Genomic DNA, 22,219 nt, shown 5'->3' on the forward strand with positions numbered 1-22,219 from the left:
TCCATATTCATTCTATAATGGTTCCAGCCCGATACCTGTGAGAAAAGTCACTTTTCCTGCTTGCTCCGGATTTGCCCGTCGTTATTTCCACGCCAGTGTGACGGTTTCGTCCGATACTCCTCCGATTTGCAGCGAAGCCCTATTCAAGGAAGAATTCTCCGGTTTGGCGAAGAAAGCCAAATATTGCGGATGGTGAGCATCCTTGCTTTCGACCACCCATTTGTCCGGTGCCTTCTTTTCTCCTGCATCCGTGATCCTGAAAACATTATCGCTCAACGGAATCGAGGATAAATCTCCTGAATGCGCCGTCAGGGAGACGCGAAAGATTTCGTACTTTTCATAATCGGATGCGGTTATAGTTTGACCGGCTTGAACACCGGTAGGCAGCAGGCGCTCGGCCTCGATTTGCACGCCTCCCGACTCGGCCGTTTGGATTTGCCCCTGCACAGCGGCAGCGGGATCCGCGGCGGCGTTGCCGGCGTCGACAACGGCGTCGGATGACGCATTGCCGCGATCCGCCGCGGAGGACACCGTGTAATCCTCCAGCGAGATCTCATGAGGCTCCGATCCCACCGGGATTCTGGCCGTCACCTTCCTGGCCGCCGTGTCGATTTTGACGACATCGTTCGACTGCCGGTTCGTAACGAAAGCCCATTTTCCATCCGGAGAAAAAGCGACATGGTTGGCATACGCCCCTGTGGGAATCGTGTCCACGACTTGCAGGGTGGCCGCCTGAATAATCGACACATCGTTCGATTCATTGTTGGCGACCCAAATTTCCTTGCCGTCGGGCGATACCGTAACGCCATGGGGCGCGTCTCCCGCCCGGAGCTCTTTAATGACATCGAAAGATTGGGCATCAATAACGGTTACGCTTCCCGACTCGACATTGCCCACGAAGGCCAGCTTCCCGTCGGGGGACAACGCGACCTCGTTGGGCACCTGCCCTACCGGGATAACTTTCAGCAGCCGGTTGCTCGCCGCATCCACGACCGATACCGTATTGCCGTTGACGTTCGCCACCCACACCTGCGAGCCGTCCGCCGCTACCGCCACATGCGCCGGTCCTTCGCCGGTTTCCACCAGAGCCGCCTGCTCCATCGTCGAAGTGTCGACAACCGCGAGACCGCCGCCTTTTTTCCCGAGCCCCGGATTCAAGGAAACATACAGTTTCCCTCCGTCCGGACTGATGTCGATGCCGTGAACGCCTTCTTGGAACGTCGTTTGTTTGACGATCTTTTTCGTGTTGGTATCGATCTTCACGACCGATTTGCCCTGAAAACCGGTTCCCGAATACAGGCTGCCTTTATCGGGACTTAGCGCTATGCCGTGGGAGGCCTGTTCCGTTCCGAGCGATATGGTGTCCAGCACTTTTCCATTGTCCGCATCCACTACGGATACCGTACCTTCTCCCGCATTCGGCACGTAGAACGCAAGACCGGCCGCGTCGCTCTTGCCGGCATTATTGAGCAATGCCCATCCGCCCCCGGCAACGGCGACGACCGCCACTATAGCCCAAACCAAGATTCGTTTCATTGTGCACCTCGCCTGGTAAAAGATTCTTTTAGCAAATAAGGCTGCCGACCCTGAACGGCGACAGCCTTAGCGGATTTAAAGGATGGTTTACTTGCTTATTTGAATCGCGCCGATGAGGCCGCCCGGTTCAACCTCGCCGTTCATCGTGTGATGCAGCTCGTGGCAGTGGAATACCCAGGTGCCCGGGTTATCGGCGATAAATTCGATATCGTACGTTTTGCCCGGCGCGACGTCAATCGTGTTCATCACCTGCGGCTGAGCGATCGGATGCCCGTCTTCGGCGATGACTCGGAAGTCTTGCCCGTGCAGATGCATCGGGTGCGGCGCGTTGCTGATATTGATCAGGCGCACACGGATTTTCTGGCCTTTCTTCGCCTTGATTGCCTGCGTATCCGGAAACGACTTGCCGTTAATCGTCCAGTAATTGTAGTCCATGTTTCCGCCTTGCATTCCCTCCATGGAGCCTTCCGTCATTCCCACCGCGGACCCTTCCTTCATATCTTCCATGGACCCTTCCTTCATATCTTCCATGGACCCTTCCTTCGACTCATCCACATTCCAGCCGCCGAGCATCCAGGTAATATCCTGGTCGAATTTCGGCTGACCGGCGGCATTTTGCGGATCGATTATAAACGGCCCGTACAGCCCCTTGTCGATCTGCTTCACACTGTTTAAATGGGAGTGGTACATAAAGGTTCCCGCATGGTTGGCGATAAATTCATAGGTGAACGATTCCCCCGGCTTGATGGGCTTCTGGGTAAAAGGAGGAACGCCGTCCATCTCATTCGGAACGTGCAAGCCGTGCCAGTGAATGGACGTTTCTTCTTTCAGGTTGTTTTTCACGGTGACGCGAACCGTATCGCCTTCCGTAACGCGAATTTGCGGTCCGGGAATGGTGCCGTTCACGGTGATGGCGTCGACGGTCGTGCCTTTCACCAGCTCCCATTTCCCCTCGGCGATGTTGAGGGTGAAGGCTTTCACCTTGCCTGTCGGCTTAATGACGTCCGTTTCTTTGAGCGGCGGCAATTTCCGCAGTGCCGTCGTCGTGAGTATGGATGCCGGGTCGACGGTCGCGGCGGAAACCGACTCGGTTCCTTTTGCCGCATTTCCTTTCAGCCCGTTGATTCCGGCAAGCAAAGCGCCCGACAAGAGAACAACCGCCAATCCGCTGTATAAAATCTTTTTATTCATCTATTTGCCTCCTCGGTACAACTTAAGATTTGGACAACTCGTCTTTTACAATCATCGTTCCTTTGTACATGCCCATCTGGCAGGTGAACGCATAGGTTCCCGTCCGGTTGGGAAACAGCTCCACCGACACCTTCTGTCCGAACGGCAGCATCATGCTTTTATGAAACTCGGGAAACACGACCATTTCGGAGCAAGCCGATTTCTCCTCCCTGAGAAATTCAAGACGCAGCGGTTTTCCGCTCTGCACGACAATCGTGTCGGGCGTATAGCCTCCTTTGACATGGATTCTGGCTTCCTGATAGCCGGATGTGCCGACTTCCGCCTGGCTTCCGCCTTTCTTGGACCCCCAGAAAAACCAGGCAATGCCCGCGATGAGCAAAAGGCCGGCCGACGTTACGATCCATTGTGACAGTGCCATCTTTCATCCCTCCCATGCCATTAGGATAAAAGGCAAAGCTAAGTCACTTATGAGGCTAACCTGAGAAAACGTTAAGAATTGCCGCGGCTTCTTAAAAGTCTAGCTTGAAAACCAAAAAAACCGACCTCATCGAGATCGGGAAAAACGGTCGAATCGTTACCCGAGATGGATATTTGCCTCGGGCAAATAGCAAAGCAACGACTTTGACCGCTATTATATTCCGTTTGTGATTTATATTATTTCCATTTATAACACTGCTATTTGTCATTTATAATAGGTACGAGATCGTTATCGAATATGTACGGAGGATGACATGAAGGACTATCGCATACTGATCGTCGATGATGAAGAACCGATGCGCGAACTGCTCCTCCTATACCTGAAATCCGACGGATACGCGGCCGAAGCGGTAAACGGCGGAGAAGAAGCCGTTAACAAAGTGATGCATCACCGTTACGATCTGATTCTGCTCGACCTCATGATGCCGGGAATGGACGGATTCGAGGTGTGCAAGCGAATACGCAGCTTCTCCACCGTCCCCATTATTATGCTGACGGCGCGCGAGCAAACCGTCGATAAGGTGGTCGGGCTCCGAACCGGAGCGGACGATTACATTACGAAACCGTTCGAACATCAAGAACTGTTGGCCAGAATAGAAACCATCTTCAGACGAGAGCGGTTCGCTCACGAGGATAAACCGCATGCCAAACAACAAACGGTTGCCGCGCATAACGGTTTGAAGATGAACCTGCAGACGCATCAAGTCTTTTATGAGGATAGCGAGTTGTCTTTCACCCCGAAGGAATATGCGATTCTGCGCGTATTCCTCACAAATAAAGGAAGGGTCTTCCACCGCGACGACATTCTGGAATTGGTGTGGAAAACACCGACCATCAACGATGACCGTACGGTCGATACCCATATCAAAAATATTCGGGATAAATTATCCAAGGCAGGCATTCAGGGCAATGAAGTCATAAAAACCATATGGGGAACAGGATATATATGCAATGAAAATTCCAAAGATAAATAGCGTGTCGGTTAAACTCGGCAGCATGGTTATGATTATTTTCCTGCTGCTCATTGTTGCGATCCATACCGCTCTGTATATGTTGTTTGTCCGGTTCTATACCAACGATCAGATTAATGAATTGTTACAGCGCAGCAGCAGCTATTCCGCCGTTCTAAGCGATCACTTTGAAGAAACCACCATATCCCACGTGCTGAGTCTGGAAAGCTCGACGGACAATCTGATCCTGATCCTGGATGCTTCCGGCAATCGGCTGGGGGCTTCCGACAATCTATCTGATCTCTCGCCCGATTATTTGGACAAAATTATTACGCATGGTAACGAAGAGCATGGCTCCGTCCTCGCCTCCGACTGGAAAAACCAGGACTATTTCGTCGCGCAATCCGCCATCCAAGTCGATCAACGGGCGGTCGGCAAAGTGGTCATGCTTACCTCGACAGGCACGATCCGTACGGCCGTCAGGACATTAGGCGTCACCAATTTGTCGGTTGCGGCCATTGCGATTCTGATCAGCGGCGCCCTCATTTTCGTTACATCCAATAAAGTCGTCCAGCCCTTGCTTCGTATCATTCGCACCACGCAACGGATATCGGAGGGGAAACACGATTGGGAACTCACTCCTAAGGGAACGGATGAAATCGCTCAGCTGTCCCGTTCCATCAATCAAATGTCCGCAAATATCCAATATTACAAGCATCAACGGAATCAATTTTTGGCCGACATTTCTCACGAGTTACGCACGCCTTTAACCTATATCAAGGGGTACTCCGAATTGCTGGCTAACGATGTCGTTGAGAATGAACAAGACAAAAAACGATATTTGGCACTGCTGCATTCACAAAGCATGCAGCTGCAAAGACTGGTGCAGGATCTGTTTGAGCTCGCCAATCTCGAGCAAGGCGCTTTTTCTTTCGAGTTCAAACGGACGTCAATCGAAAAAGTGATTTTGAATACGCTTGACCTTATGTCCGAATCGATAAAAAAGCTGGGGATCGAATTAACATACGATCCCTCTCCCGTTTCTTTATATGTGATGGGCGACGAGCGGCGGCTGCAGCAGGTGATGATCAATTTGCTTGAAAATGCTAAAAAGTATACGCCGGAGAAAGGCGCGATTCATATTTCGACCTTTGCCGATGAGGAGCGCTGCGCGATCCAGGTGACGGATACCGGCTCGGGCATTCCCGAGAATGACCTTCCCCATATCTGGGAACGGTTGTACCGGGTCGATAAATCCCGCTCCCGCGCAACCGGCGGAGCGGGGTTAGGCTTGGCCATCAGCAAAGAAATTATCAACCTGCACCATGGTGAAATAACTGTCGAAAGCATCGAAGACGCCGGTACTGCATTTACAATCAGGCTGGGGAAAATCACATAGAGGCTGCCGGCATGCGGGAGCCTCGGCAAGCTGCCGGCATACTTTCCTCTATATAAATTTGATGCCAGAGCATAAAGACGAGCAGCGTCCATAATTTGCGGCTTGCATCGGTTTTGCCGTCTCTGTGCATCTCCAGCAGCCGAAGCGCGTAGGCCTTGTTTATCCATTTCCCCACATTGGCCGTTTCAATCAGCGCTTTCGCCCAGTCATACCATTCATTCCTCAACCAGACCCTGGTCGGCACCGGGAAACCCAGCTTTCTCCTGTTTTGCACATCCGGAGGGACAACCTCTTTCATGGCTTCCCGAAGCAGTACCTTCGTCGCCTCCGGAGTCACCTTGTATTTTGTCGGTATGGTTGCCGCAAATTTAAATACTTCCTTATCTACGAAGGGAACCCGCAGCTCCAGCGAATTCGCCATAGACATTTTATCGGCTTTCATCAGAATGTTGCCGCGCAGCCAGGTATGAATGTCGATATATTGCATTTTCGTCACATCGTCATAGGCTTCGGCTTGCCGGTAAAAAGGCGCGGTTACGGCTTGAGCCGGCCGATAGACCCCATCCGCGATGAATGATGCGGACAAGACCTCTTTCTTTTCCGGATCGGCAAAAATCTTGGCATTACCGTAAAAACGTTCTTCAAGCGGCTGGCTTCCCCTTTGTAAAAAGCTTCTTCCTTTCATGCCGGCCGGCATGAGCTCCGCCAAATATCCGGTCATTTTCCGAAGACCGTCCGGCAGTTGCTGCAGCATCCGAAGAGAATGCGGCTCGCGGTAAATATTGTAGCCGCCGAAGAACTCATCCGCCCCTTCGCCGGAAAAAACGACTTTCACATGTTGACTTGCGATCTTGGAGACAAAATATAAACCGACGGCGGAGGGATCGGCTACCGGCTCGTCCATATGCCAGACTAACGACGGAAGAACGTCCATATATTCCTGTGCGCTTATGCGTATCTCATGGTGGTCGGTCCCCAAATAAGCCGCGGTTTTTCTGGCCTCATCCAGCTCGCTGTAACCCGGCATATCAAAGCCGACGGAGAAGGTTTTGGTCGGTTCCAGACGGTGCAAGAGGCCGACCAGGCTGCTGGAATCGACGCCTCCCGACAGAAATGCTCCTCGCGGCACATCGGAGTTCCGGTGGATACGCACGGAATCGGCCATCACGGCCCGTGCTTCCTCCACCAAATCGGAGAACGATTTGGTTTCGTCCGGATGAAATTGCACACTGTAATAGGGCCTGATCGTCATCGTATCCTCTTGAATGATCATATAATGGCCGGCCGCGAGCTTGCTGACGGATTGGAACATCGTTGCCGGCTCCGGCACATATTGAAACGTCAGATAATGATATAAAGCTTCCTCGTTTACTTCCCGATCCAATTTGCCGGAAGCAAATAACGATTTAATCTCTGAGCCCACCATGTAGCCGTAAGGGGTATCGCTGTAATAGACGGGTTTAATACCAAAAGGGTCGCGGGCCGCAAACAGCATCTGCCGCTTCTTGTCCCAGATCGTAAACCCGAACATACCGCGCAAGTAGTTCGGACAGTCCGTTCCCACTTCCTCATACAACCGAAGAATGACCTCCGTATCCGATTTCGTGTGAAAAACATGCCCTTTGCCGGCCAACCATTCCCGCAATTCCCGGTAATTGTAGATTTCGCCGTTAAACACGAGCCATACGTCCCGATTCTCATTGCCAAGCGGTTGTGCGCCGTTCTCTATATCGATGATGCTCAATCGCCTGAATCCAAGACCTATATGTCCGTCCGTATAAATACCCTCGTCGTCCGGACCGCGGTGGGCAATTATATCGGTCATGCGCTGCAATATATCCGTTGAAACGGGAACCTGGTTTCTGTTATAGATCGTGACGAATCCGCACATGTTTGCTTTAATCTCCTTTTAAGACATGAGTGTAGTATCAGTCTAACAACCGTTTTTGTGGAATTTGTGAAGAACGGCTAATAAGCCGGACACAAAAAGAAGGCAACCTGAACAGAGGCGCCTTCTCCCTCATTCGAGAGACTTGCTCATCCTTCAACGTAGGTGATAGCCTGTTTACCCATTTGATCGTAGGCCTCTTTGAAGGAATCGATCGCAATCTTTCTGTTTTTGATATTGGCCAGTGGATCGTTGAAATAGATATATTTTTCATCATAGCCCGTAATGAGAACCGAATGCTCTCTGTAGGTGATTTTTACGGGCCCCGAAGGCGTTTGCCACGTTTGGAACATCGAATCCGGCAGACGTTTAAACCGGGTGTTGGAGATGATCCACACCGGTGCTCCCCGATCCAAGGCATACAGAATATCCTTCAACTCGCTTCCGGTCATATCGATGATCCGGCCGGGCAGGTAGTTTTCAGCCAACTCTTTAATCGGTCCATGATAAACGCCGTAACCCGGTTTATCAAAGGTGTACATATCCCCGATATACCCGTCGTAAGGATTTCCATAGTAAACGACGCCGTTCTTTTTCCTGTATGGCGTCGGATCCTTTTTGATCTCTTTGGCGAGCTTCATCTTATCCGCATCCGCACCTGCGACCCGCAAAAGCATGGCCAGGCTCGTCACCTCGCAGCCCCTGGGAAGCTCGGGCATCTGGGCAATTAACGGCGCATCGATCAGCTCGGATCTCGCGGGCAGCTTTTTATTTTCCCATACGGGCGTACCATATTGCTGAAAAAAGATTTGGGTTCCCAAAAAACCTTTCGCATATCTAACCGCTTCGTTAAAATCGTCGAAGTCCGAAATATAGCGTCCGTTCTGGCGGACGACAAAAGCGCCGTAATTGTCCCAATATATCCGGCTTTCGCCCTGCTTCCGTACGGAAGCATGCTTCATGGATTCGGCAAAGGCAACGGCCTCTTCAAGCGTTTCAAACGATTGCTTCAGGGTATTGTAGGAATAAACCCGGAACGCGTTGTCGGACTCCGCCGCCGTGCCGGTCAACTCCCCGGCGGTCATTGCCGATTGATTGCTTTCAACCGGCATTTTTGCCGATAGAAACAGGAAGAAAACCATAACCGAGAGTACGACAAGCGAGGCAAATAATGCGACACGTCTTTTCATGCTGCTTCCCCTTTCGCGACGGGCTGCCGACAGCTGCTCCTTATGTACGAGCATATCGCTTTATTATAGCTTTCCTCTTCCGTTTATACCCTATGCAGCCAACCTTTAATCAGCAAGCCGCTTCCATACAAATGACTTTATCGGCTGCTCGATACCTTTAGTCTTCGAGCAGCTTTGCAAATTTGTCCTCCATCGATTTTTGGTCTAAAGGACCGATGACTTTATCGACAATCATTCCTTCCCCGTTCACAAAGAAAGTAGTCGGGATCGGCCGGATACCGTACTTTTTAGCCGTTTCCGCCGTTTCGTCCAATAGGACGGGAAACTCGAAGCCGAATTCTTCAACGAAAGCCTTGGCTCCTTCAACGGAATCGCTGGCCGTGACATTAATCGCGTAGATTTCGATCTTCCCCTTGTAAGTCTCATACAGGCTGACGAGCTCGGGCGCCTCCGTTCGGCATGGACCGCACCAGGATGCCCAAAAGTTCAGAAGCACCGGTTTGCCGTTCAAGCTCTGAAGCGAATAGGTTTTTCCATCCAGTCCGGAAAGCGAAAATTGCGGAGCCGAGTAACCGATTTTCGGCATCTCCACTTTCGTTGCAGAACCGGCCGCTGCAATGGAGGGCTGCGTCGGTTCGATGGAGCGCAATTGGTAAACGACGATCAGGGCAAACACCGCGATCGCCCCAAGCGCCAACAAACCCTTTTTCATTACAATCCGCTCCCTCCCTTAGATTGTCCAGTAAGTGATCGTATCGCTGATGCCGAGCAGCAGGAAAAATACGCCGGCCAGCTTCTGCACCCATCCTCCCCAATGTTTGGCCCGTTTAATCAACAGCCGGTCCAGGCCGAATCCGACAGCCAATCCTGCAAACAGCAAGAACGGCACCGCCGTCCCCAAGGCGAAAACGGACGGCAGCACCACGCCATACGAAGTTTGCAGCGCCAGCGGCATGAGCGATCCGAAGAACAGGATAAACATCGTGGGGCAAAAACCGATCGAAAACGAAACCCCCATCAGAAAGGCGCCGCCTTTGCCTCCCGCCCGAGCCGCGATACCTTGCAAGCGCCCGGACATTCGCGTCCCGAAATGAAAAGGCAGCCGGATCCAGCCGAGCAAAAACAAACCGATGAACACGAGCAACGGACCCAGCAGCTTCCTGGCCGATGCGAAAACCGGAATAAAATCCCGGGATATTTGCTGCCCGAAAAACCAGAATAATAAGCCGAATATACTGAACAAGGCCACTTTCCCCAAAATATACATGGCCGTCTCCGTCCCGGACAGTCTGGATTGAACGTGACGGTTTCCAAAATAGGTGATGGCGGCGATATTAGCCGAAATCTGGCACGGCGCGACCGACCCGACGATGCCAAGAAACAGCGCAGCCAACAAAGCGGTATTGGACTCCGTTCCGCCCAGGAAGGGCGCGCTTAAGAACGTGCTGATTTGACTTAGTATGGAATACATAGCGCTCTCCCCCTAAAATCCCGTAAACCCGCCGTACAGTCTTATAAAAAAGATCGTAATGTCCGTCATTTTGTCCGTATAGAGCAGAAAGCCGGTGACGATCATCAACGCGCCGCCGATTTTCATGAGAGCGTTCGAGTATTTCAGCAGCCAACGCATCTTTCCGATAAAAAAAGCCATCACGAAAAATGGAATGGCAAATCCGATCGTGTAAGCCGCCGTGTAAACGACGGCCTGGCTGGGGTTGCTGACGCCCAAGGTCAATACTGCGGCCAGGATCGGTCCGACGCATGGCGTCCAGCCCGCCGCATAGGTGATCCCCACCAAAACGGAACCCAAATATCCCACAGGCTTCCGTTTCCACTCGAATCTCACTTCCTTCATCAGCAGCTTGGGTGAAAATACGCCGAGCATCACCAATCCGAAAACAGCAACCAGGATCCCGCCTAATTGCCGGATCAAATCCTGATTGTCGGAAAATAAATTGCCGAGCAGGCTTGCCGATAAGCCCAATGCGAAAAAAATGACGGAAAATCCGAGAATAAAAAACAGCGTGTGCAGAAGCGCCTGTTTTTGAAATAAACCTCTGCCTTCCTTCAGATCTTTAACGGAAACCCCTGTAATATACGATAAGTAAGACGGGTAAAGCGGAAGGCAGCAGGGTGAAATGAAAGATAGAAACCCCGCCCCGAACACAAGCCATAACGTCAGATCCGCAGCGTCCATGTCGTTGCTCCTTCTTAAGTTTTTACGAATGACCATAAAAAGACGGGGAAACCGGATTACACACTACAAATTGTAGTATACAAAAAAATGGTGCCGTCGGGCAACGGCACCTTTGTGAATACCTCTCTAAATTTATGATCGATCCATAAGGTACTGGACGGTTTCCCGATCCGAAGCGGCAGGCAATGCAAAATTCCGTTCGTAAGCTTCATGGCCTTTGCCCGTTATGGCAACCACGTCATCGGCTCCGGCCTGTTGCCACGCATACTCGATTGCTTTCGTACGATCTTGAATCAGCACGACGCGATCCCCGCCATACCGATCGGCCAGCATTCCCATTTCCTCCAGCAAATGATCCGCTTCCACGCCGGCTAAATTATCCAGGGTCAATATGATCAAGTCGCTCCATGCCGTTGAAATCTCCAGCATCTGGCCGCGCTTGGACGGATCTCCGTTGCCGCGGAAACCGAATACATGAATAATCCTTTTGGGCTGGAGAGTAGATAAAGTCCGAAGAAATTGCTGAAAGCCGTCTGGCGTATGCGCGTAATCCACAATGAACCGGGCGCCGGCGGGATGCCGGTAAATTTCAAAGCGACCGGGTAGGCCGGGGAAAGTCTGCAAAGCTTGTTTGATGGTGAACGGTTTGACGCCCATTCGACGAGCGGTCAACCAGGCAGCCGCGGCATTCCAAGCATTGTATACGCCAGGAAGAGGAAGGGTAATTTCATGGTGCTCGCCGCCTTCCCGGATGACAAATTTCAAAGGAAATTCGCTTATAACCCGAACAAGCTCCAGCTCATTCCATTCGCTTTCACCGAATGCCTGCACGTTCTTGTCGAGCGCCAAAAGTTGATCAATCAGACGCGCTCCCCACTCGCAGTGGCTGTTGATAACGGCTTCGCCTTGTTCTTTTAATTGGCCGAACAATCGAGCCTTCGCCTTGAAATAGTCGTCCATCGTCTTATGGTAGTTCAAGTGATCATGGCTCAGGTTGGTAAATACCGCATAGTCAAACCGGGTCGCCCCAATACGCTCCTGATCGATTCCATGAGACGAAACTTCCATGATGACTGCCCGATCCCTGCTTTGGTCCAGCAACTGCTGCAGCTGCAGGGCATCGGGGGTGGTCTGGGTGGAGGGCAACTCGATCCCGTTTATCCGGTTGGAGACGGTACCGATAAGCGTACAGGTTATACCCGCGGATTCGAGTATGTAACGAAGCAAATAGGAGGTCGTCGTCTTTCCGTTGGTCCCTGTAATACCGATCATCGTATGCCGTCCGGACGGATGGCCATAGAATGCGTCGGCTAACCGGGCCAGTGCGAGACGGGCATTGGAAACACGGTAATAAGGAACCGGCAAACCGCTGAGCTCTTTTTCACCGACCACGGCCGCCGCTCCGGAACGAACGGCATCGGCAATATACTCGTGGCCATCTGTCGTCAAACCGGGGATTGCCACGAATAAGTCGCCTTTTTTTACTTTACCCGAATGAAATTGAATGCCTGATATTTTCATTTCAAATGCAACATCGCCTTCAAGCAATAGGGGTTCCAAGGCTTCGTACAGATCCATTTTAAACTCCTTTATGCATAATCACCCGCTTTACAGTACCGATCCGTTAACGCTTCAATCCGGGATAACGCGTCGTTTCTTACAAAGACAGGCACAGTCTGTATTGTACTACACCATGTAGTTATTAACCAAATGAGGGGGGTCTAAAAAGAAATCAGGAAAAGGATCCGCACCAAGAAAATCAGCGGCCTACGTACAGCCGCTTATGATCATGCCGGTTAGGGCAAAAATGGCGGCAAGAGAGATCCACAAAGGAATGAAATCGAATAACGGAACGCGAATTTTCCTTTTGGGCTCGATTAATTGCAGCAATCGATAATTAATCGCTTCATCGGCGAACCCGATGCCGACCGTCCTATTCGGACTGTTTTTACTTGCATTCGAACACCTTAATAATACGCTGGCGAGATCCACTTGGCTTCGCATCCGCTTGATCGAATATTGATCGGCCTCCAGCTCTACCCACACGTGAATGTAATGCGACAATCGTTTCAGAAGCGGGATGAATGGCAAACTGTCCGTCATGATTTTAATGACAAGCATACGCATCGGATCATACTGACGGCAATGGCTGCATTCATGCATGACGACGGCATCAATTTCCCGATCGGTACATTCCGAGATCAGGGCGGTTGAAAGAATGATTCTCGGACGTCTAAACCCGGAAGTCAGCGCTACGATCGATTCGTGCCGGATAACCGCAACCTCATAACCGCGGTTTCGATATTTACGATTCATCTGTGCCGTCAATCGGGCATGCTGGTTATCCCCAACATGGCGGTTCCACTTTCTTTGATTCGCGATCTGCGAACACAATACCCGCAAGATCGTCCCGAAACTATAGGCGATGATCACGCTCAAACCGATCAGAACCGCCTGGTGCCAAAACAATTTGCCGCTTAAGACGGCGACGCAATATTGGGCGATCCCCCATCGCGGATTGAAGCCGAACAGCTCGTGAAGCGCATAAATCACCATTTGAGACCAGATAAATCCGCTGATTAAAATCATGAGCAGGAGGACAAGGTGATGCTTTCTCAGTCTCATGACTTGCCACGCTTCCATTCGTCCAATCTGGCCTCCAACACCTCCATCAATTCGGGATCGGCATGCTGCATGGCGTCAACCAATTGATTCACAACCAAATGGCCATACTCGTGAACAAGACCTTCCGTAACGATTCGGGTTTGTTCTTGTATGAATTGCTCTTTGCTTTGCACAGGCTGGAAACAAGTGGTTCGAACTCTCCCTTGGCCGGTAATCGTTTTCTGCAAGTGGCCTTTTTCATGTAAGCGATTCAGCACGGTCATAACCGTATTGAAAGAAAGCTCTTCATCAAGCAATGCTTGCACTTTCTTTATGGTAACTTGTTCATGCAGCCAGACAATTTCCATAATTTGTGCTTCCAGCGAGCCAAAAAAACGGTTCATTCCTTCTTCGCTCAACTTCATGCTTAATATTCTCAAACCTGCGCCCTCCCATCCCCGCCCAATCCCGTTCAACCGTTCGGTTCCCCGATGATCCCGCTTAGAGCCTATAAAAATAGTAGTTGTTCTCTACGCGATTAGTCAACCGGCAATACGGTAATTTCCCGTAATATCATTGCAAAAATGAGATCTATCCATAAATTGTTCCTTAACACACTACCCATGGTCGTGTTAGCATGATTGGCGTGGCAACCAAACACTAAACCCTAGTACAGGAGGAATTATCTTGAAGAAAGCAATTGCAACCGGCCTCGTCTTCACGACGCTGACTATGGGTGGTTTTATGGCCCCGCAATCCGTTGACGCAGCGAATACAGTCGAACACAAGGTCATCCAAAAAGGGATGAAGTATATCGGCACACCTTATGAATTCGGCTCAAGCCGAAGCAACACGCGTACGTTCGACTGTTCGGATTTTGTGAGACAAGCCTATATAGAAGGCGCAGGCATCACACTGCCGTCGAACTCCAGAACGCAAGGCGCCTACATCAAAAAGAAAGGCGATTATACGACGGACTGGAAAAAATTGAAGCCCGGCGATATTATGTTTTTCATGTCCTACAAGGGCAACAAAGCATCCGATTACAAAGGGATCAATAAGCAAAAAGAACGCATTACGCATAACGGCATCTATCTTGGAAACGGCAAAATACTGCACACGTATTCGAAAGAATCGGGCGGCGTCCGCATCGATACGATTGAAGGCAAGCAATGGGAAAAACGGTTCCTGTTCGGCGGCAGCGTGTTGTAAAATAAAGGACAAGCCCGGGGGCGTCAAGTTTCCGGGCTTGTCCTTTAATTATTGCTGCTCTCCATGTGAATCATCCGATATATGCTCATCATTGGTCATCTTCGTATGATGGATGAAGGAATTATCATTTATTTCTCATAAAGCCCATACGGGCCTTTATACGATTGGCCTCCATCTCACATTAGAAAAAATTGGCATGTTTTATTCATGCTATAGTGGTTTACAGTTCCGCTGATCAAATGAAAGATGGAGGGATTTACGAATTGTTTCAGACCAACCTACTCGTCCGTAAAGTCATCAGCGTCGGTCTATGCGCAGCGATCGGATTTACAACTCTCGGGATGGGACAGGCCGCCAAAGCAGACGCGGCGGTCGTTTCGAGCGCAGATAAAATCATCGGCACAGGCAATAACTTCCTCGGTGTCAAGTATCTGTTTGGCGCGCCTTCAGGCGTAACCTACGCTTTCGATTGTTCTTCGTTCACGCAGTATATTTTCAAGAAGAATGGCGTTTCATTGCCGCGGACATCGACACAGCAGTCCGTCAAGGGCGTTTTAGTGGCGAAAAGCCAGATTAAAAAGGGAGACCTTCTCTTCTTTAAAGATCCTGGCCGTCCCGGCAAAATAGGCCATGTCGGCGTTTATGCGGGCAGCGGCAAAATTTTGCATACCTACGGAAAAGGCGGAGTTAAATACTCCAATCTCAATACCTCTTATTGGCAGAAAAATTACGTTATGGCACGCCGGGTCGTGAAAAGCTAAAGCTTCACGCTTCATGTTCGATGAGAAAAAACCAAAAAGTTGAGCGGCTATGCCGTTCAACTTTTTGGTTGCTCGCTATTCCGTGCGGTGCCCTGCTTCAAACGGCAACCGCTTGGCGGATCGTTTCCATCGATACCCGCTCAATAAATTTCGAGAATTTCTCCCTTTTCTTTCCGTTGGCTTGAAAAAACCGGATGATCCCTTGGACGACCGGAATAAGCTGATCTTCCGGAACGTTTGACATAAACAACGCGCCCAGCGTGGCTTTTAACGTTTTGCCTTCTCCTCCGATATAAATATCGAATGTGTCCCGCATTTTGACCACCCCGATATCTTTAAGCAGCGGTTCGCCCGTGGCAAGCGCGCATCCCGAGAATCCGATTTTCAAAGGACTGGGAACTTCATGGCCGGCGATGGCTTCATCAAGCTTTCTCGCCGTCTCCATTCCGGCCTCTTCGGCGCCTTTGCAGAAATTGCACGTAATGAGACTTTTGGTATAGAAGCCGGCAGGATGAACTTGAAGACCCGCTTCACGCAGCTTTTCCTTTGCCTCGTCCGCACCGTCTTCGCTCATTTCAACATACAGCTGTTTGAACGTCGTCATTTCGATTTTCGCGTCTTCCCCTACAATCGCGCCAAGCACCTGCAATTGCTCCGGTTTGAACAAGGTACCGCCCACGTCAAATCCGGGCGTAACCGCAAACTTTGTCGTCCCCATAAGTGTGGCTCTCTCCCTGAACTTATTCTTGCCGCATCATACCAAAGTGAGATATATCACCTTTTTCTCTCTCTTCATACCCCACCAGGGTATATTAAACGGTAAAAGAATGGAGCCATCGATCCGATGGCTCCCCGGATACTCACACAACGTCGTAGCCCTGATCCTCGATTGCCTCTTTGATCGCTTCGAGCGATACTTTGGACTCATCGTAGCTAACCGCTACGGAATTGCCGGCCAGATCGACTTTAGCGGAAGCACCGACGTTTTTTACCGCTCCTTCAACCGAATTGACACAATGTCCGCAGGACATTCCTTTAACTTGCAGCGTTACGTTTTTCATCGTATATCCCTCCCGAATCAGGTTTCCCTTACTTCATTAATTTATTAACGGTGACCAGAAGCTCATCGATCACTTCTTGATCGCCGGATTGAATCCTTTCGATGACGCAGCTCCGCATATGACCTTCCAGCAAAATCTTGCCGACACTGTTCAAAGCGGACTGTATGGCAGCGATTTGATTCAAAACGTCATCGCAATACGTGTCTTTCTCGATCAGGCCTTTGACGCCGCGTATTTGCCCTTCGATTCTGTTCAGCCGGGACACCAGGTTGGACTTCACTTTATCCGAGTGATGGCTTTTGCGTTCGCCTTCGCCGTCGAATCGCGTACAACATTCACTCTCGTTGATGTCCGCCGCATTCTCCATAAGCTTCACCTCTTGCATTGAGTATACGATACCCCCCATAAGTATGTCAACGGCTTTTTTCACATTTTCATTTTCAACCGATCATTGTCTTCGACAGCGGCGATCTCAACTACGGTCTGTAGTATTAAACCGCGTGCCGCCTGCATAAGCTGTAGTATTACTTGTCCTTCACCGACGAAGGGGGTTGAAAAATGAGTCCGTTGGCCATCACCGGTTTAGGCTACATCGTCCTTATTTTGTGGAACATCATAGTTATTTTCCGTTACCGAAAAAATATTCCGTGTATGACCGGCATGATGTGCTCGATGGTATTGGGCATGATATCCGGATGGGGCATCGGCAGCGTTCTCAGCGTTTCGTTTCCGGAACAATTGCTGCAGGTTACTTTTATCAGCATGCTCCTTGGAGGGATGACCGGCGTCGTTTCAGGCATGGCAATAGGAATAATGCCGGTATTGGACGGGCTGTTGGCGGGGTTCATGGGGGGCATGATGGGGCCCATGATGATGGGAATGTTTCCGGCCTTTGCGGGGGAAGCCGCCGTAAAGCTAACCGCGGTCCTGCTGCAGGGCGCTTTATTTCTGCTATTTCTAATGCTCGGAAAAGAACTGCCGCCCCAATTGGCCAAAACGGCCCAAGCAACCAATAAGAAACCATTATATCTGTTTCTCACTTGGGCCGCCTTGATCGGCATGCTGTTCATCGTTGAGACGGAGGAGAGCGCAACGGCCGAAAAGATGCAGCGAATTCAAAATCTGCAAACGGCCTCGCATCAACATGAACAGGCGGCCGGCTCCGATTCCTCCGGCGCAATGAGAAGCGTGCGAATCGAAGCCGCCGATTTTTCATTTTCCCCCGCGGCCATTGACCTGGTCAGCAATGAAAAGCTGGCTATTACATTGGTCAATACAGGAACTGTGGAGCATGACTTCGAGATTGAAGGAACGGGCATTCATATTCATGCCAAACCCGGCGAAACCGTACGGCAGGTTGTCGAGCTGAGCAATACCGGGACCTATCGGTCCGTCTGCACGCTCCCGGGACACCTGGAAGCCGGAATGACCGCGGTCGTCAAGGTAAACACCCCTTTGTCATGAAAATACGGCAACGAAGAGCGGCCGGAAACAGCCGCTCTTCAGAGAAACCCCGTACAGCATTTATGGAGCGCGTCGGCTCCACGTCTCACCTTGATCCTTTGTTTCGTAAACCGTTAATTTGTCTGTTACGACGAGGCCTTGGCCATTATCCAAAAAGCGTATCCCGAGTGGAATTTCCTCATTAAGATTCAGCGAGACCTCCGACCACGCAATCCTATCCGCCGACCGTTTGGCACCGCTCGGCGTTATAGCCATCACGTCCCCGTCAGGCATTCCTGTGACGGCATACACAGGCTCATCCAGCAATTGTTGCGGTTGGCCGCCCTTTGAAGAAAGGTCATAGGCAAGCAATTTTTGGTCCGTGCCGACAAGCAGCAAATCGGGTTTACCCTTGACGCTCGTCATGGCAACCGTGTTGTTCGGAGCATTCATGAGGAACTGCCAGGATTCTCCCCCATCCCCGGTCTCATAAATGGCCGAGTTTTCAGCCGCCACAAAAACGAATAGGCGATTCGAATCGTTGCGGTCCATATGCAGCAGGTGCGCGTCGAGACCCTCAGGCAAACCGGATGTCAGATTCGTCCAGCGGGCTCCGCCATCGGTACTGCGCTGAATAAACCCGTGCCCGCTTATGAATAAGTTGGCGGGGGCGGCCGCATCGTACTCCAAGCCCATGACGTCCTGGTAAGCCAACGATTCAATACTGTCCCATTTGTCTCCATTTTGCTCAAAAATACCTGCGTGCGTGCCGACCCAGATCGAGCTTTTATCCGGAGAAAAATGAAAAGTATGCAAATCCGTATTTTGCCCCGGCTGGATGGAATCGGCCAAATTATCGTTGTCGGGCTTTAAAAGCCCCCATACAACGCCCGCCATGATCAGAATTAACAAGCCGAGAAGAATCGTCTGAAAACGAATGGGTTTCCCTTTTTTCATGTCTTTCTCCCTTATTGGCTTATGTTCAAAAAACGTTCCAAGGTCAATTCATTTGCGCTTATTATTTTGGCCGCTTCTTCTCCGACATAGCGGAGATGCCACGGTTCATACGAGTAGCCGGTGGCGGTTTCCTGCTCTTTAGGGTAGCGGAGAATGAATCCGAACTCGGCGGCATGTTCGGACAGCCATTCACCCTCCTTCGTTTCTCCCAGTTCGGGTACAAGGCCGTATCCGACGCTTCCGGCAGACACATCCATCGCCAGACCGGTTTGATGCTCGCTTTGCCCGGGGTAAGCACTGAGCTTGTTGGCTTCATCCTCGCCTTCAAGCTCGGCGGCGCGCCGGAAAATCGCATTCTGCGTCGTATAGGAACGATACCCGGAAACGGCCTTAATATCAATATCATCAGCCTCGGCTGAAGCAAACAACGCTTCGAGTGCCCGGGCTGCCTTCTCACGCAGTTGTTTTTTGGGATGGTCCTCGGAGAATGTAAAACGGACCTCCGGCACAACAAGATCGTCCGGTTTATAAGTCGGCGGAAGATTTCGTTGTTTGTTCACGAGAACCAATACGCTGGACGGATTCGTAATAACGGCTTGTCCGTTTTTGCTTGGTCTTACTGTCATCTCCGGTGCGTTCGCAAGCAAAATCGCCGCCAATGAATCGGATATCCCCCATGCGGCGTTTTTCGAAACGGACTCCGACCGCGACGCGGAAGAAGCTTGCTCTCTGTCCGCATTCTCCACTACCTCGCCTGTAACCGGTTTATCGCCCCTCGGTGCCGGCAAACCGGGCTGCTCCGGTTTGACTGTATTCGCGATATTCTCGTACGCCTCCACGGGGATCTTAAGGATCGCAAAGACGAGAGGTGAGTTTTGAAAGGCATATACCAGCCCGCCTGTACCGATCAATGCAACGATTAATGTCATAAAAAGTTTCTTGGATCTCATTTGATTCGCCCTCCGGCTGTTTTCGCAAACCATCCCGGCTTTAACGGAATGTTTCTTCATCCACCAGCTCCCGTTTTATTTTATACTACAAATTGTAGTTGTTAGTGGCCGCTATCGTCAACCTGGACTAACCGAATCAGGGGACGGTTTATTGAAAAAGAAAAAGACTGCCGGGTGTCCAGGCAGTCTTCTTCTATGTCAAAGGTTAATGTTTACAGCTTCCATGACCGTGATGTCCATGATGTCCGGCGTGCTTTCCGCAGCATTCTTTCTGCTCCGCGTATTGTTCCGGCGCGCCGTCAAATTTCTCCTTGCAGGCCGTCGCGCAAAAATAATAAGTTTGACCTTGCCAATCGGAGCGCAACGTACTGTCGTCCACCTCGATGCTCATTCCGCATACCGGATCTTTTACATTGTGATTCATACTCGGTTTCCTCCTTCGTGGTTAACGGTTTAATGTCTCCATTGTTCAATCCTGCTGAAAGAGTGGAGTGGAAAGATATCTTTCACCGGAATCGGGTAAAATGACGACCATCGTTTTGCCCTTGAATTCCGGACGCTCCGCGGCCGCCGCAGCGGCGTGCAAGGCGGCCCCGGAAGATATACCGACCAATATGCCTTCTTCTTTGGCAATCGTTCTTGCCGCCTTGAAGGCATCTTCATTGTCGATCCGAATCACCTCGTCGAATATCTCGACATTCAGCACCGGCGGAACAAACCCTGCGCCGATTCCTTGAATTTTGTGCGGTCCGGCGGCTCCGCCCGATAATACGGGGGAAGCGGCAGGTTCCACCGCTATGGCGTAGAAAGCCGAATTTCTCTGTTTGAGCACTTCGGCTACGCCGGTAATGGTTCCTCCCGTTCCGATCCCGCTGACGAGAATATCCGCTTGTCCACCCGTATCCGCCCATATTTCTTCGGCGGTCGTCCTGCGGTGGATCTCGGGATTTTCCGCATTGCGGAATTGCTGCGGCATATAGGCTTTCGGCGCTTGGTCCGCCAGTTCCTTCGCTGTTTCAATCGCCCCTTTCATACCCTTGGACCCTTCGGTTAAAACCAATTCCGCGCCCAATGCTTTGAGCAGGTTCCGGCGTTCGACGCTCATCGTCTCAGGCATGACCAATTTACAGCGATAGCCTTTGGCGGCACACACAAAAGCGAGCGCAATTCCCGTATTGCCGCTGGTCGGCTCAATAATAAGCGTATCCCTGTCGATCAGGCCCCGCTGCTCCGCAGACTCGATCATGGCAAACCCGATTCGGTCTTTCACGCTGCCCAGCGGGTTAAAATACTCCAATTTCCCAAGAACTTCAACGCCGGTCCGGTCGCTGATTTGATTCAGACGAATCAATGGCGTGTGACCGATCAATTCCGTAATATTTCGGGCGACTTTGGGGCGTTGCACTAGCTGGGCCATCTGTATTCCTCCCTGTTTAAAATAATCCCGTTACATTTTGGAAAAGCTTTTCCACATAGAGACAAGCTGATGAATCTGTTCATCCCCATGTTCTTGCCACGTTTTATTCAATAAGCACTTCCGGAGGTGATTCTCCAATATAATAAAGCCGACTTGCTCAGATGCGGCGCGGACGGCGGAGATTTGATGAAGAATTTGACTGCAATTATGATCCTGCTCCACCAGCTTTACGATTCCGCGAATCTGGCCTTCGATAATCCGCAGTCTGGCGACAATAGGTGCTTGTTCCAACCCCACTCACCTCCGTCGTTACGGTCACACCCGATGTTGGGTTTGGACCCCGGTTGAATGCTTCTTTCGCCGATTTGCGAGCCGCCGGCTTAAGTGGTAATCAGACCGTAGGTTCCGTCGATGCGTTTATACACAACCTCCGTCGAGCTCGTAACGCTGTTCAGGAACACATGGAAGTTATGATCCATTAGATTCATCTCGAGTATCGCTTCCTCCACGTCCGTCGGCTTCAGTTCGAGCTGCTTGACCCGCGTGATTTCAAAAGACGGAGACGGATCGTCGGACATCATTTCCGCAGCGGGCACCGGAATAGCGGCGCGCCGCCGGAGCCGGCGGATCTTCTCCTTCAGCTTGCGCAGCTTCCTCTCCAGCTTATCGGCAACCTCGTCCACAGATGCATACATATCGCCGGACCGCACCTCGGCCCTCACCCTCGCGCCTTCCAGATGAAGCATCACTTCAACCTTGTGCGTATCGTCCTTATGTCCGCTGACGGAGAACGTCACCACCGCTTCTTCGACAGGGGCAAGCGTTTCCGTGCGTCCTAATTTTTGTTCCGCATACCGTTTCAACGCATCCGTGACTTCCATCTGCTTGCCATGAAAAACAAACCGCATAGGCGTCATCCCCTCCGTTAAACGTCAGTCACAGTACCACCCGTTCAACGGGTGGCTTGATTTCGCCCCTATAAGGGG

Annotated in this window: 25 protein-coding genes; 5 read left to right on the top strand and 20 right to left on the bottom strand. The window is 51.0% G+C overall.

What is annotated here, in order from left to right; all coding sequences use genetic code 11:
* Window positions 1-81 precede the first annotated feature (81 nt).
* The 3 genes from RWM61_RS05435 to RWM61_RS05445 form a co-directional block, all read right to left on the bottom strand.
* On the bottom strand, window positions 82-1,536 hold the full coding sequence (locus RWM61_RS05435) for a cytochrome D1 domain-containing protein (protein WP_313998243.1): 1,455 nt from the start codon (window positions 1,534-1,536) through the stop codon (window positions 82-84).
* Window positions 1,537-1,623: 87 nt separating this feature from the next.
* The gene (locus tag RWM61_RS05440) at window positions 1,624-2,727 is read right to left on the bottom strand and encodes a multicopper oxidase family protein (protein ID WP_313998245.1); all 1,104 of its coding nucleotides are present in this window, start codon (window positions 2,725-2,727) and stop codon (window positions 1,624-1,626) included.
* 22 nt (window positions 2,728-2,749) lie between these two features.
* A complete protein-coding gene (locus RWM61_RS05445) occupies window positions 2,750-3,145 on the bottom strand; it encodes a cupredoxin domain-containing protein (RefSeq protein WP_313998247.1) in 396 nt (131 codons plus the stop codon).
* Between the two features lie 313 nt (window positions 3,146-3,458).
* Here RWM61_RS05445 and RWM61_RS05450 point away from each other — a divergent pair, with 313 nt between their 5' ends.
* Together RWM61_RS05450 and RWM61_RS05455 are read left to right on the top strand one after the other, a co-directional pair.
* A complete protein-coding gene (locus RWM61_RS05450) occupies window positions 3,459-4,178 on the top strand; it encodes a response regulator transcription factor (RefSeq protein WP_313998249.1) in 720 nt (239 codons plus the stop codon).
* Entirely contained in the window at window positions 4,156-5,553 is a 1,398-nt protein-coding gene (locus tag RWM61_RS05455) for an ATP-binding protein (protein WP_313998251.1), read from the top strand. The genes RWM61_RS05450 and RWM61_RS05455 overlap by 23 nt, the downstream gene beginning before the upstream one ends.
* On the opposite strand, the gene asnB is transcribed toward RWM61_RS05455, so the two are convergent.
* The 8 genes from asnB to RWM61_RS05495 form a co-directional block, all read right to left on the bottom strand.
* Window positions 5,546-7,444, bottom strand: coding sequence for an asparagine synthase (glutamine-hydrolyzing) (asnB, locus tag RWM61_RS05460; RefSeq protein WP_313998253.1), 1,899 nt, complete (start codon window positions 7,442-7,444; stop codon window positions 5,546-5,548). The two genes, RWM61_RS05455 and asnB, sit on opposite strands and share 8 nt — an antisense overlap.
* Window positions 7,445-7,590: 146 nt before the next feature.
* On the bottom strand, window positions 7,591-8,631 hold the full coding sequence (locus RWM61_RS05465) for a C39 family peptidase (protein ID WP_313998255.1): 1,041 nt from the start codon (window positions 8,629-8,631) through the stop codon (window positions 7,591-7,593).
* A gap of 157 nt (window positions 8,632-8,788) precedes the next feature.
* Window positions 8,789-9,343, bottom strand: coding sequence for a TlpA disulfide reductase family protein (locus RWM61_RS05470; protein ID WP_313998257.1), 555 nt, complete (start codon window positions 9,341-9,343; stop codon window positions 8,789-8,791).
* Window positions 9,344-9,361: 18 nt separating this feature from the next.
* Window positions 9,362-10,102: a sulfite exporter TauE/SafE family protein gene (locus tag RWM61_RS05475; RefSeq protein ID WP_313998259.1), complete on the bottom strand. Its 741-nt coding sequence runs from the start codon at window positions 10,100-10,102 to the stop codon at window positions 9,362-9,364.
* Window positions 10,103-10,114: 12 nt separating this feature from the next.
* A complete protein-coding gene (locus RWM61_RS05480) occupies window positions 10,115-10,828 on the bottom strand; it encodes a cytochrome c biogenesis protein CcdA (RefSeq protein WP_313998261.1) in 714 nt (237 codons plus the stop codon).
* A 132-nt stretch (window positions 10,829-10,960) separates the two neighbouring features.
* A complete protein-coding gene (locus RWM61_RS05485; RefSeq protein ID WP_313998263.1) occupies window positions 10,961-12,406 on the bottom strand; it encodes a UDP-N-acetylmuramoyl-L-alanyl-D-glutamate--2,6-diaminopimelate ligase in 1,446 nt (481 codons plus the stop codon).
* A 189-nt stretch (window positions 12,407-12,595) separates the two neighbouring features.
* Window positions 12,596-13,471: a M56 family metallopeptidase gene (locus RWM61_RS05490; protein ID WP_313998265.1), complete on the bottom strand. Its 876-nt coding sequence runs from the start codon at window positions 13,469-13,471 to the stop codon at window positions 12,596-12,598.
* Complete coding sequence (locus RWM61_RS05495; protein WP_313998267.1) at window positions 13,450-13,872, bottom strand: BlaI/MecI/CopY family transcriptional regulator; 423 nt, start codon at window positions 13,870-13,872, stop codon at window positions 13,450-13,452. The genes RWM61_RS05490 and RWM61_RS05495 overlap by 22 nt, the downstream gene beginning before the upstream one ends.
* Before the next feature lie 247 nt (window positions 13,873-14,119).
* Here RWM61_RS05495 and RWM61_RS05500 point away from each other — a divergent pair, with 247 nt between their 5' ends.
* Both RWM61_RS05500 and RWM61_RS05505 read left to right on the top strand, forming a co-directional pair.
* Window positions 14,120-14,644 carry a C40 family peptidase gene (locus RWM61_RS05500; protein WP_313998269.1) on the top strand — a complete coding sequence of 175 codons (525 nt, stop codon included), beginning with the start codon at window positions 14,120-14,122 and terminating at the stop codon, window positions 14,642-14,644.
* Window positions 14,645-14,907: 263 nt separating this feature from the next.
* A complete protein-coding gene (locus tag RWM61_RS05505) occupies window positions 14,908-15,405 on the top strand; it encodes a C40 family peptidase (protein ID WP_313998271.1) in 498 nt (165 codons plus the stop codon).
* Between the two features lie 97 nt (window positions 15,406-15,502).
* On the opposite strand, the gene RWM61_RS05510 is transcribed toward RWM61_RS05505, so the two are convergent.
* The 3 genes from RWM61_RS05510 to RWM61_RS05520 all read right to left on the bottom strand — a co-directional run bounded on the left by RWM61_RS05510 (window position 15,503) and on the right by RWM61_RS05520 (window position 16,833).
* Window positions 15,503-16,123: a nitrite reductase gene (locus tag RWM61_RS05510; protein ID WP_313998273.1), complete on the bottom strand. Its 621-nt coding sequence runs from the start codon at window positions 16,121-16,123 to the stop codon at window positions 15,503-15,505.
* Window positions 16,124-16,265: 142 nt separating this feature from the next.
* Window positions 16,266-16,466 (bottom strand): copper chaperone CopZ, encoded by a 201-nt coding sequence (gene copZ / locus RWM61_RS05515; RefSeq protein ID WP_313998275.1) that lies wholly within the window; start codon window positions 16,464-16,466, stop codon window positions 16,266-16,268.
* 28 nt (window positions 16,467-16,494) lie between these two features.
* A complete protein-coding gene (locus tag RWM61_RS05520; RefSeq protein ID WP_313998277.1) occupies window positions 16,495-16,833 on the bottom strand; it encodes a metal-sensitive transcriptional regulator in 339 nt (112 codons plus the stop codon).
* Window positions 16,834-17,024: 191 nt separating this feature from the next.
* On the opposite strand from RWM61_RS05520, the gene RWM61_RS05525 reads away from it, so the two are divergent.
* A complete protein-coding gene (locus RWM61_RS05525) occupies window positions 17,025-17,930 on the top strand; it encodes a cupredoxin domain-containing protein (RefSeq protein WP_313998280.1) in 906 nt (301 codons plus the stop codon).
* Window positions 17,931-17,990: 60 nt separating this feature from the next.
* On the opposite strand, the gene RWM61_RS05530 is transcribed toward RWM61_RS05525, so the two are convergent.
* From RWM61_RS05530 to hpf, 6 genes are all read right to left on the bottom strand, one after another.
* Window positions 17,991-18,866 (bottom strand): hypothetical protein, encoded by an 876-nt coding sequence (locus tag RWM61_RS05530; protein WP_313998283.1) that lies wholly within the window; start codon window positions 18,864-18,866, stop codon window positions 17,991-17,993.
* Window positions 18,867-18,877: 11 nt separating this feature from the next.
* Window positions 18,878-19,816 (bottom strand): M15 family metallopeptidase, encoded by a 939-nt coding sequence (locus RWM61_RS05535; protein ID WP_313998285.1) that lies wholly within the window; start codon window positions 19,814-19,816, stop codon window positions 18,878-18,880.
* Window positions 19,817-20,021: 205 nt separating this feature from the next.
* A complete protein-coding gene (locus RWM61_RS20225; RefSeq protein WP_399537967.1) occupies window positions 20,022-20,240 on the bottom strand; it encodes a YHS domain-containing protein in 219 nt (72 codons plus the stop codon).
* A 45-nt stretch (window positions 20,241-20,285) separates the two neighbouring features.
* The gene (gene cysK / locus RWM61_RS05540; RefSeq protein ID WP_313998287.1) at window positions 20,286-21,233 is read right to left on the bottom strand and encodes a cysteine synthase A; all 948 of its coding nucleotides are present in this window, start codon (window positions 21,231-21,233) and stop codon (window positions 20,286-20,288) included.
* A gap of 30 nt (window positions 21,234-21,263) precedes the next feature.
* The gene (locus RWM61_RS05545; RefSeq protein ID WP_313998289.1) at window positions 21,264-21,524 is read right to left on the bottom strand and encodes a metal-sensitive transcriptional regulator; all 261 of its coding nucleotides are present in this window, start codon (window positions 21,522-21,524) and stop codon (window positions 21,264-21,266) included.
* A gap of 89 nt (window positions 21,525-21,613) precedes the next feature.
* Window positions 21,614-22,141 carry a ribosome hibernation-promoting factor, HPF/YfiA family gene (hpf, locus tag RWM61_RS05550; protein WP_313998292.1) on the bottom strand — a complete coding sequence of 176 codons (528 nt, stop codon included), beginning with the start codon at window positions 22,139-22,141 and terminating at the stop codon, window positions 21,614-21,616.
* Window positions 22,142-22,219: the final 78 nt, after the last annotated feature.

Source organism: uncultured Paenibacillus sp. (assembly GCF_963515335.1).
Classification (GTDB): Bacteria; Bacillota; Bacilli; order Paenibacillales; family Paenibacillaceae; genus Paenibacillus_I.

Bases quoted from the DNA above. Each gene is read 5' to 3' on its own strand.
- RWM61_RS05435 (WP_313998243.1), bottom strand. From the start codon at position 1,536: ATGAAACGAATCTTGGTTTGGGCTATAGTGGCGGTCGTCGCCGTTGCC.
- RWM61_RS05520 (WP_313998277.1), bottom strand. From the start codon at position 16,833: ATGGAGAATGCGGCGGACATCAACGAGAGTGAATGTTGTACGCGATTC.
- hpf (WP_313998292.1), bottom strand. From the start codon at position 22,141: ATGCGGTTTGTTTTTCATGGCAAGCAGATGGAAGTCACGGATGCGTTG.
- RWM61_RS05445 (WP_313998247.1), bottom strand. From the start codon at position 3,145: ATGGCACTGTCACAATGGATCGTAACGTCGGCCGGCCTTTTGCTCATC.
- RWM61_RS20225 (WP_399537967.1), bottom strand. From the start codon at position 20,240: ATGAATCACAATGTAAAAGATCCGGTATGCGGAATGAGCATCGAGGTG.
- RWM61_RS05525 (WP_313998280.1), top strand. From the start codon at position 17,025: ATGAGTCCGTTGGCCATCACCGGTTTAGGCTACATCGTCCTTATTTTG.
- RWM61_RS05455 (WP_313998251.1), top strand. From the start codon at position 4,156: ATGAAAATTCCAAAGATAAATAGCGTGTCGGTTAAACTCGGCAGCATG.
- asnB (WP_313998253.1), bottom strand. From the start codon at position 7,444: ATGTGCGGATTCGTCACGATCTATAACAGAAACCAGGTTCCCGTTTCA.
- RWM61_RS05475 (WP_313998259.1), bottom strand. From the start codon at position 10,102: ATGTATTCCATACTAAGTCAAATCAGCACGTTCTTAAGCGCGCCCTTC.
- RWM61_RS05450 (WP_313998249.1), top strand. From the start codon at position 3,459: ATGAAGGACTATCGCATACTGATCGTCGATGATGAAGAACCGATGCGC.
- RWM61_RS05530 (WP_313998283.1), bottom strand. From the start codon at position 18,866: ATGAAAAAAGGGAAACCCATTCGTTTTCAGACGATTCTTCTCGGCTTG.
- RWM61_RS05535 (WP_313998285.1), bottom strand. From the start codon at position 19,816: ATGAGATCCAAGAAACTTTTTATGACATTAATCGTTGCATTGATCGGT.
- RWM61_RS05480 (WP_313998261.1), bottom strand. From the start codon at position 10,828: ATGGACGCTGCGGATCTGACGTTATGGCTTGTGTTCGGGGCGGGGTTT.
- cysK (WP_313998287.1), bottom strand. From the start codon at position 21,233: ATGGCCCAGCTAGTGCAACGCCCCAAAGTCGCCCGAAATATTACGGAA.
- RWM61_RS05465 (WP_313998255.1), bottom strand. From the start codon at position 8,631: ATGAAAAGACGTGTCGCATTATTTGCCTCGCTTGTCGTACTCTCGGTT.
- copZ (WP_313998275.1), bottom strand. From the start codon at position 16,466: ATGAAAAACGTAACGCTGCAAGTTAAAGGAATGTCCTGCGGACATTGT.
- RWM61_RS05510 (WP_313998273.1), bottom strand. From the start codon at position 16,123: ATGGGGACGACAAAGTTTGCGGTTACGCCCGGATTTGACGTGGGCGGT.
- RWM61_RS05470 (WP_313998257.1), bottom strand. From the start codon at position 9,343: ATGAAAAAGGGTTTGTTGGCGCTTGGGGCGATCGCGGTGTTTGCCCTG.
- RWM61_RS05440 (WP_313998245.1), bottom strand. From the start codon at position 2,727: ATGAATAAAAAGATTTTATACAGCGGATTGGCGGTTGTTCTCTTGTCG.
- RWM61_RS05485 (WP_313998263.1), bottom strand. From the start codon at position 12,406: ATGGATCTGTACGAAGCCTTGGAACCCCTATTGCTTGAAGGCGATGTT.
- RWM61_RS05490 (WP_313998265.1), bottom strand. From the start codon at position 13,471: ATGGAAGCGTGGCAAGTCATGAGACTGAGAAAGCATCACCTTGTCCTC.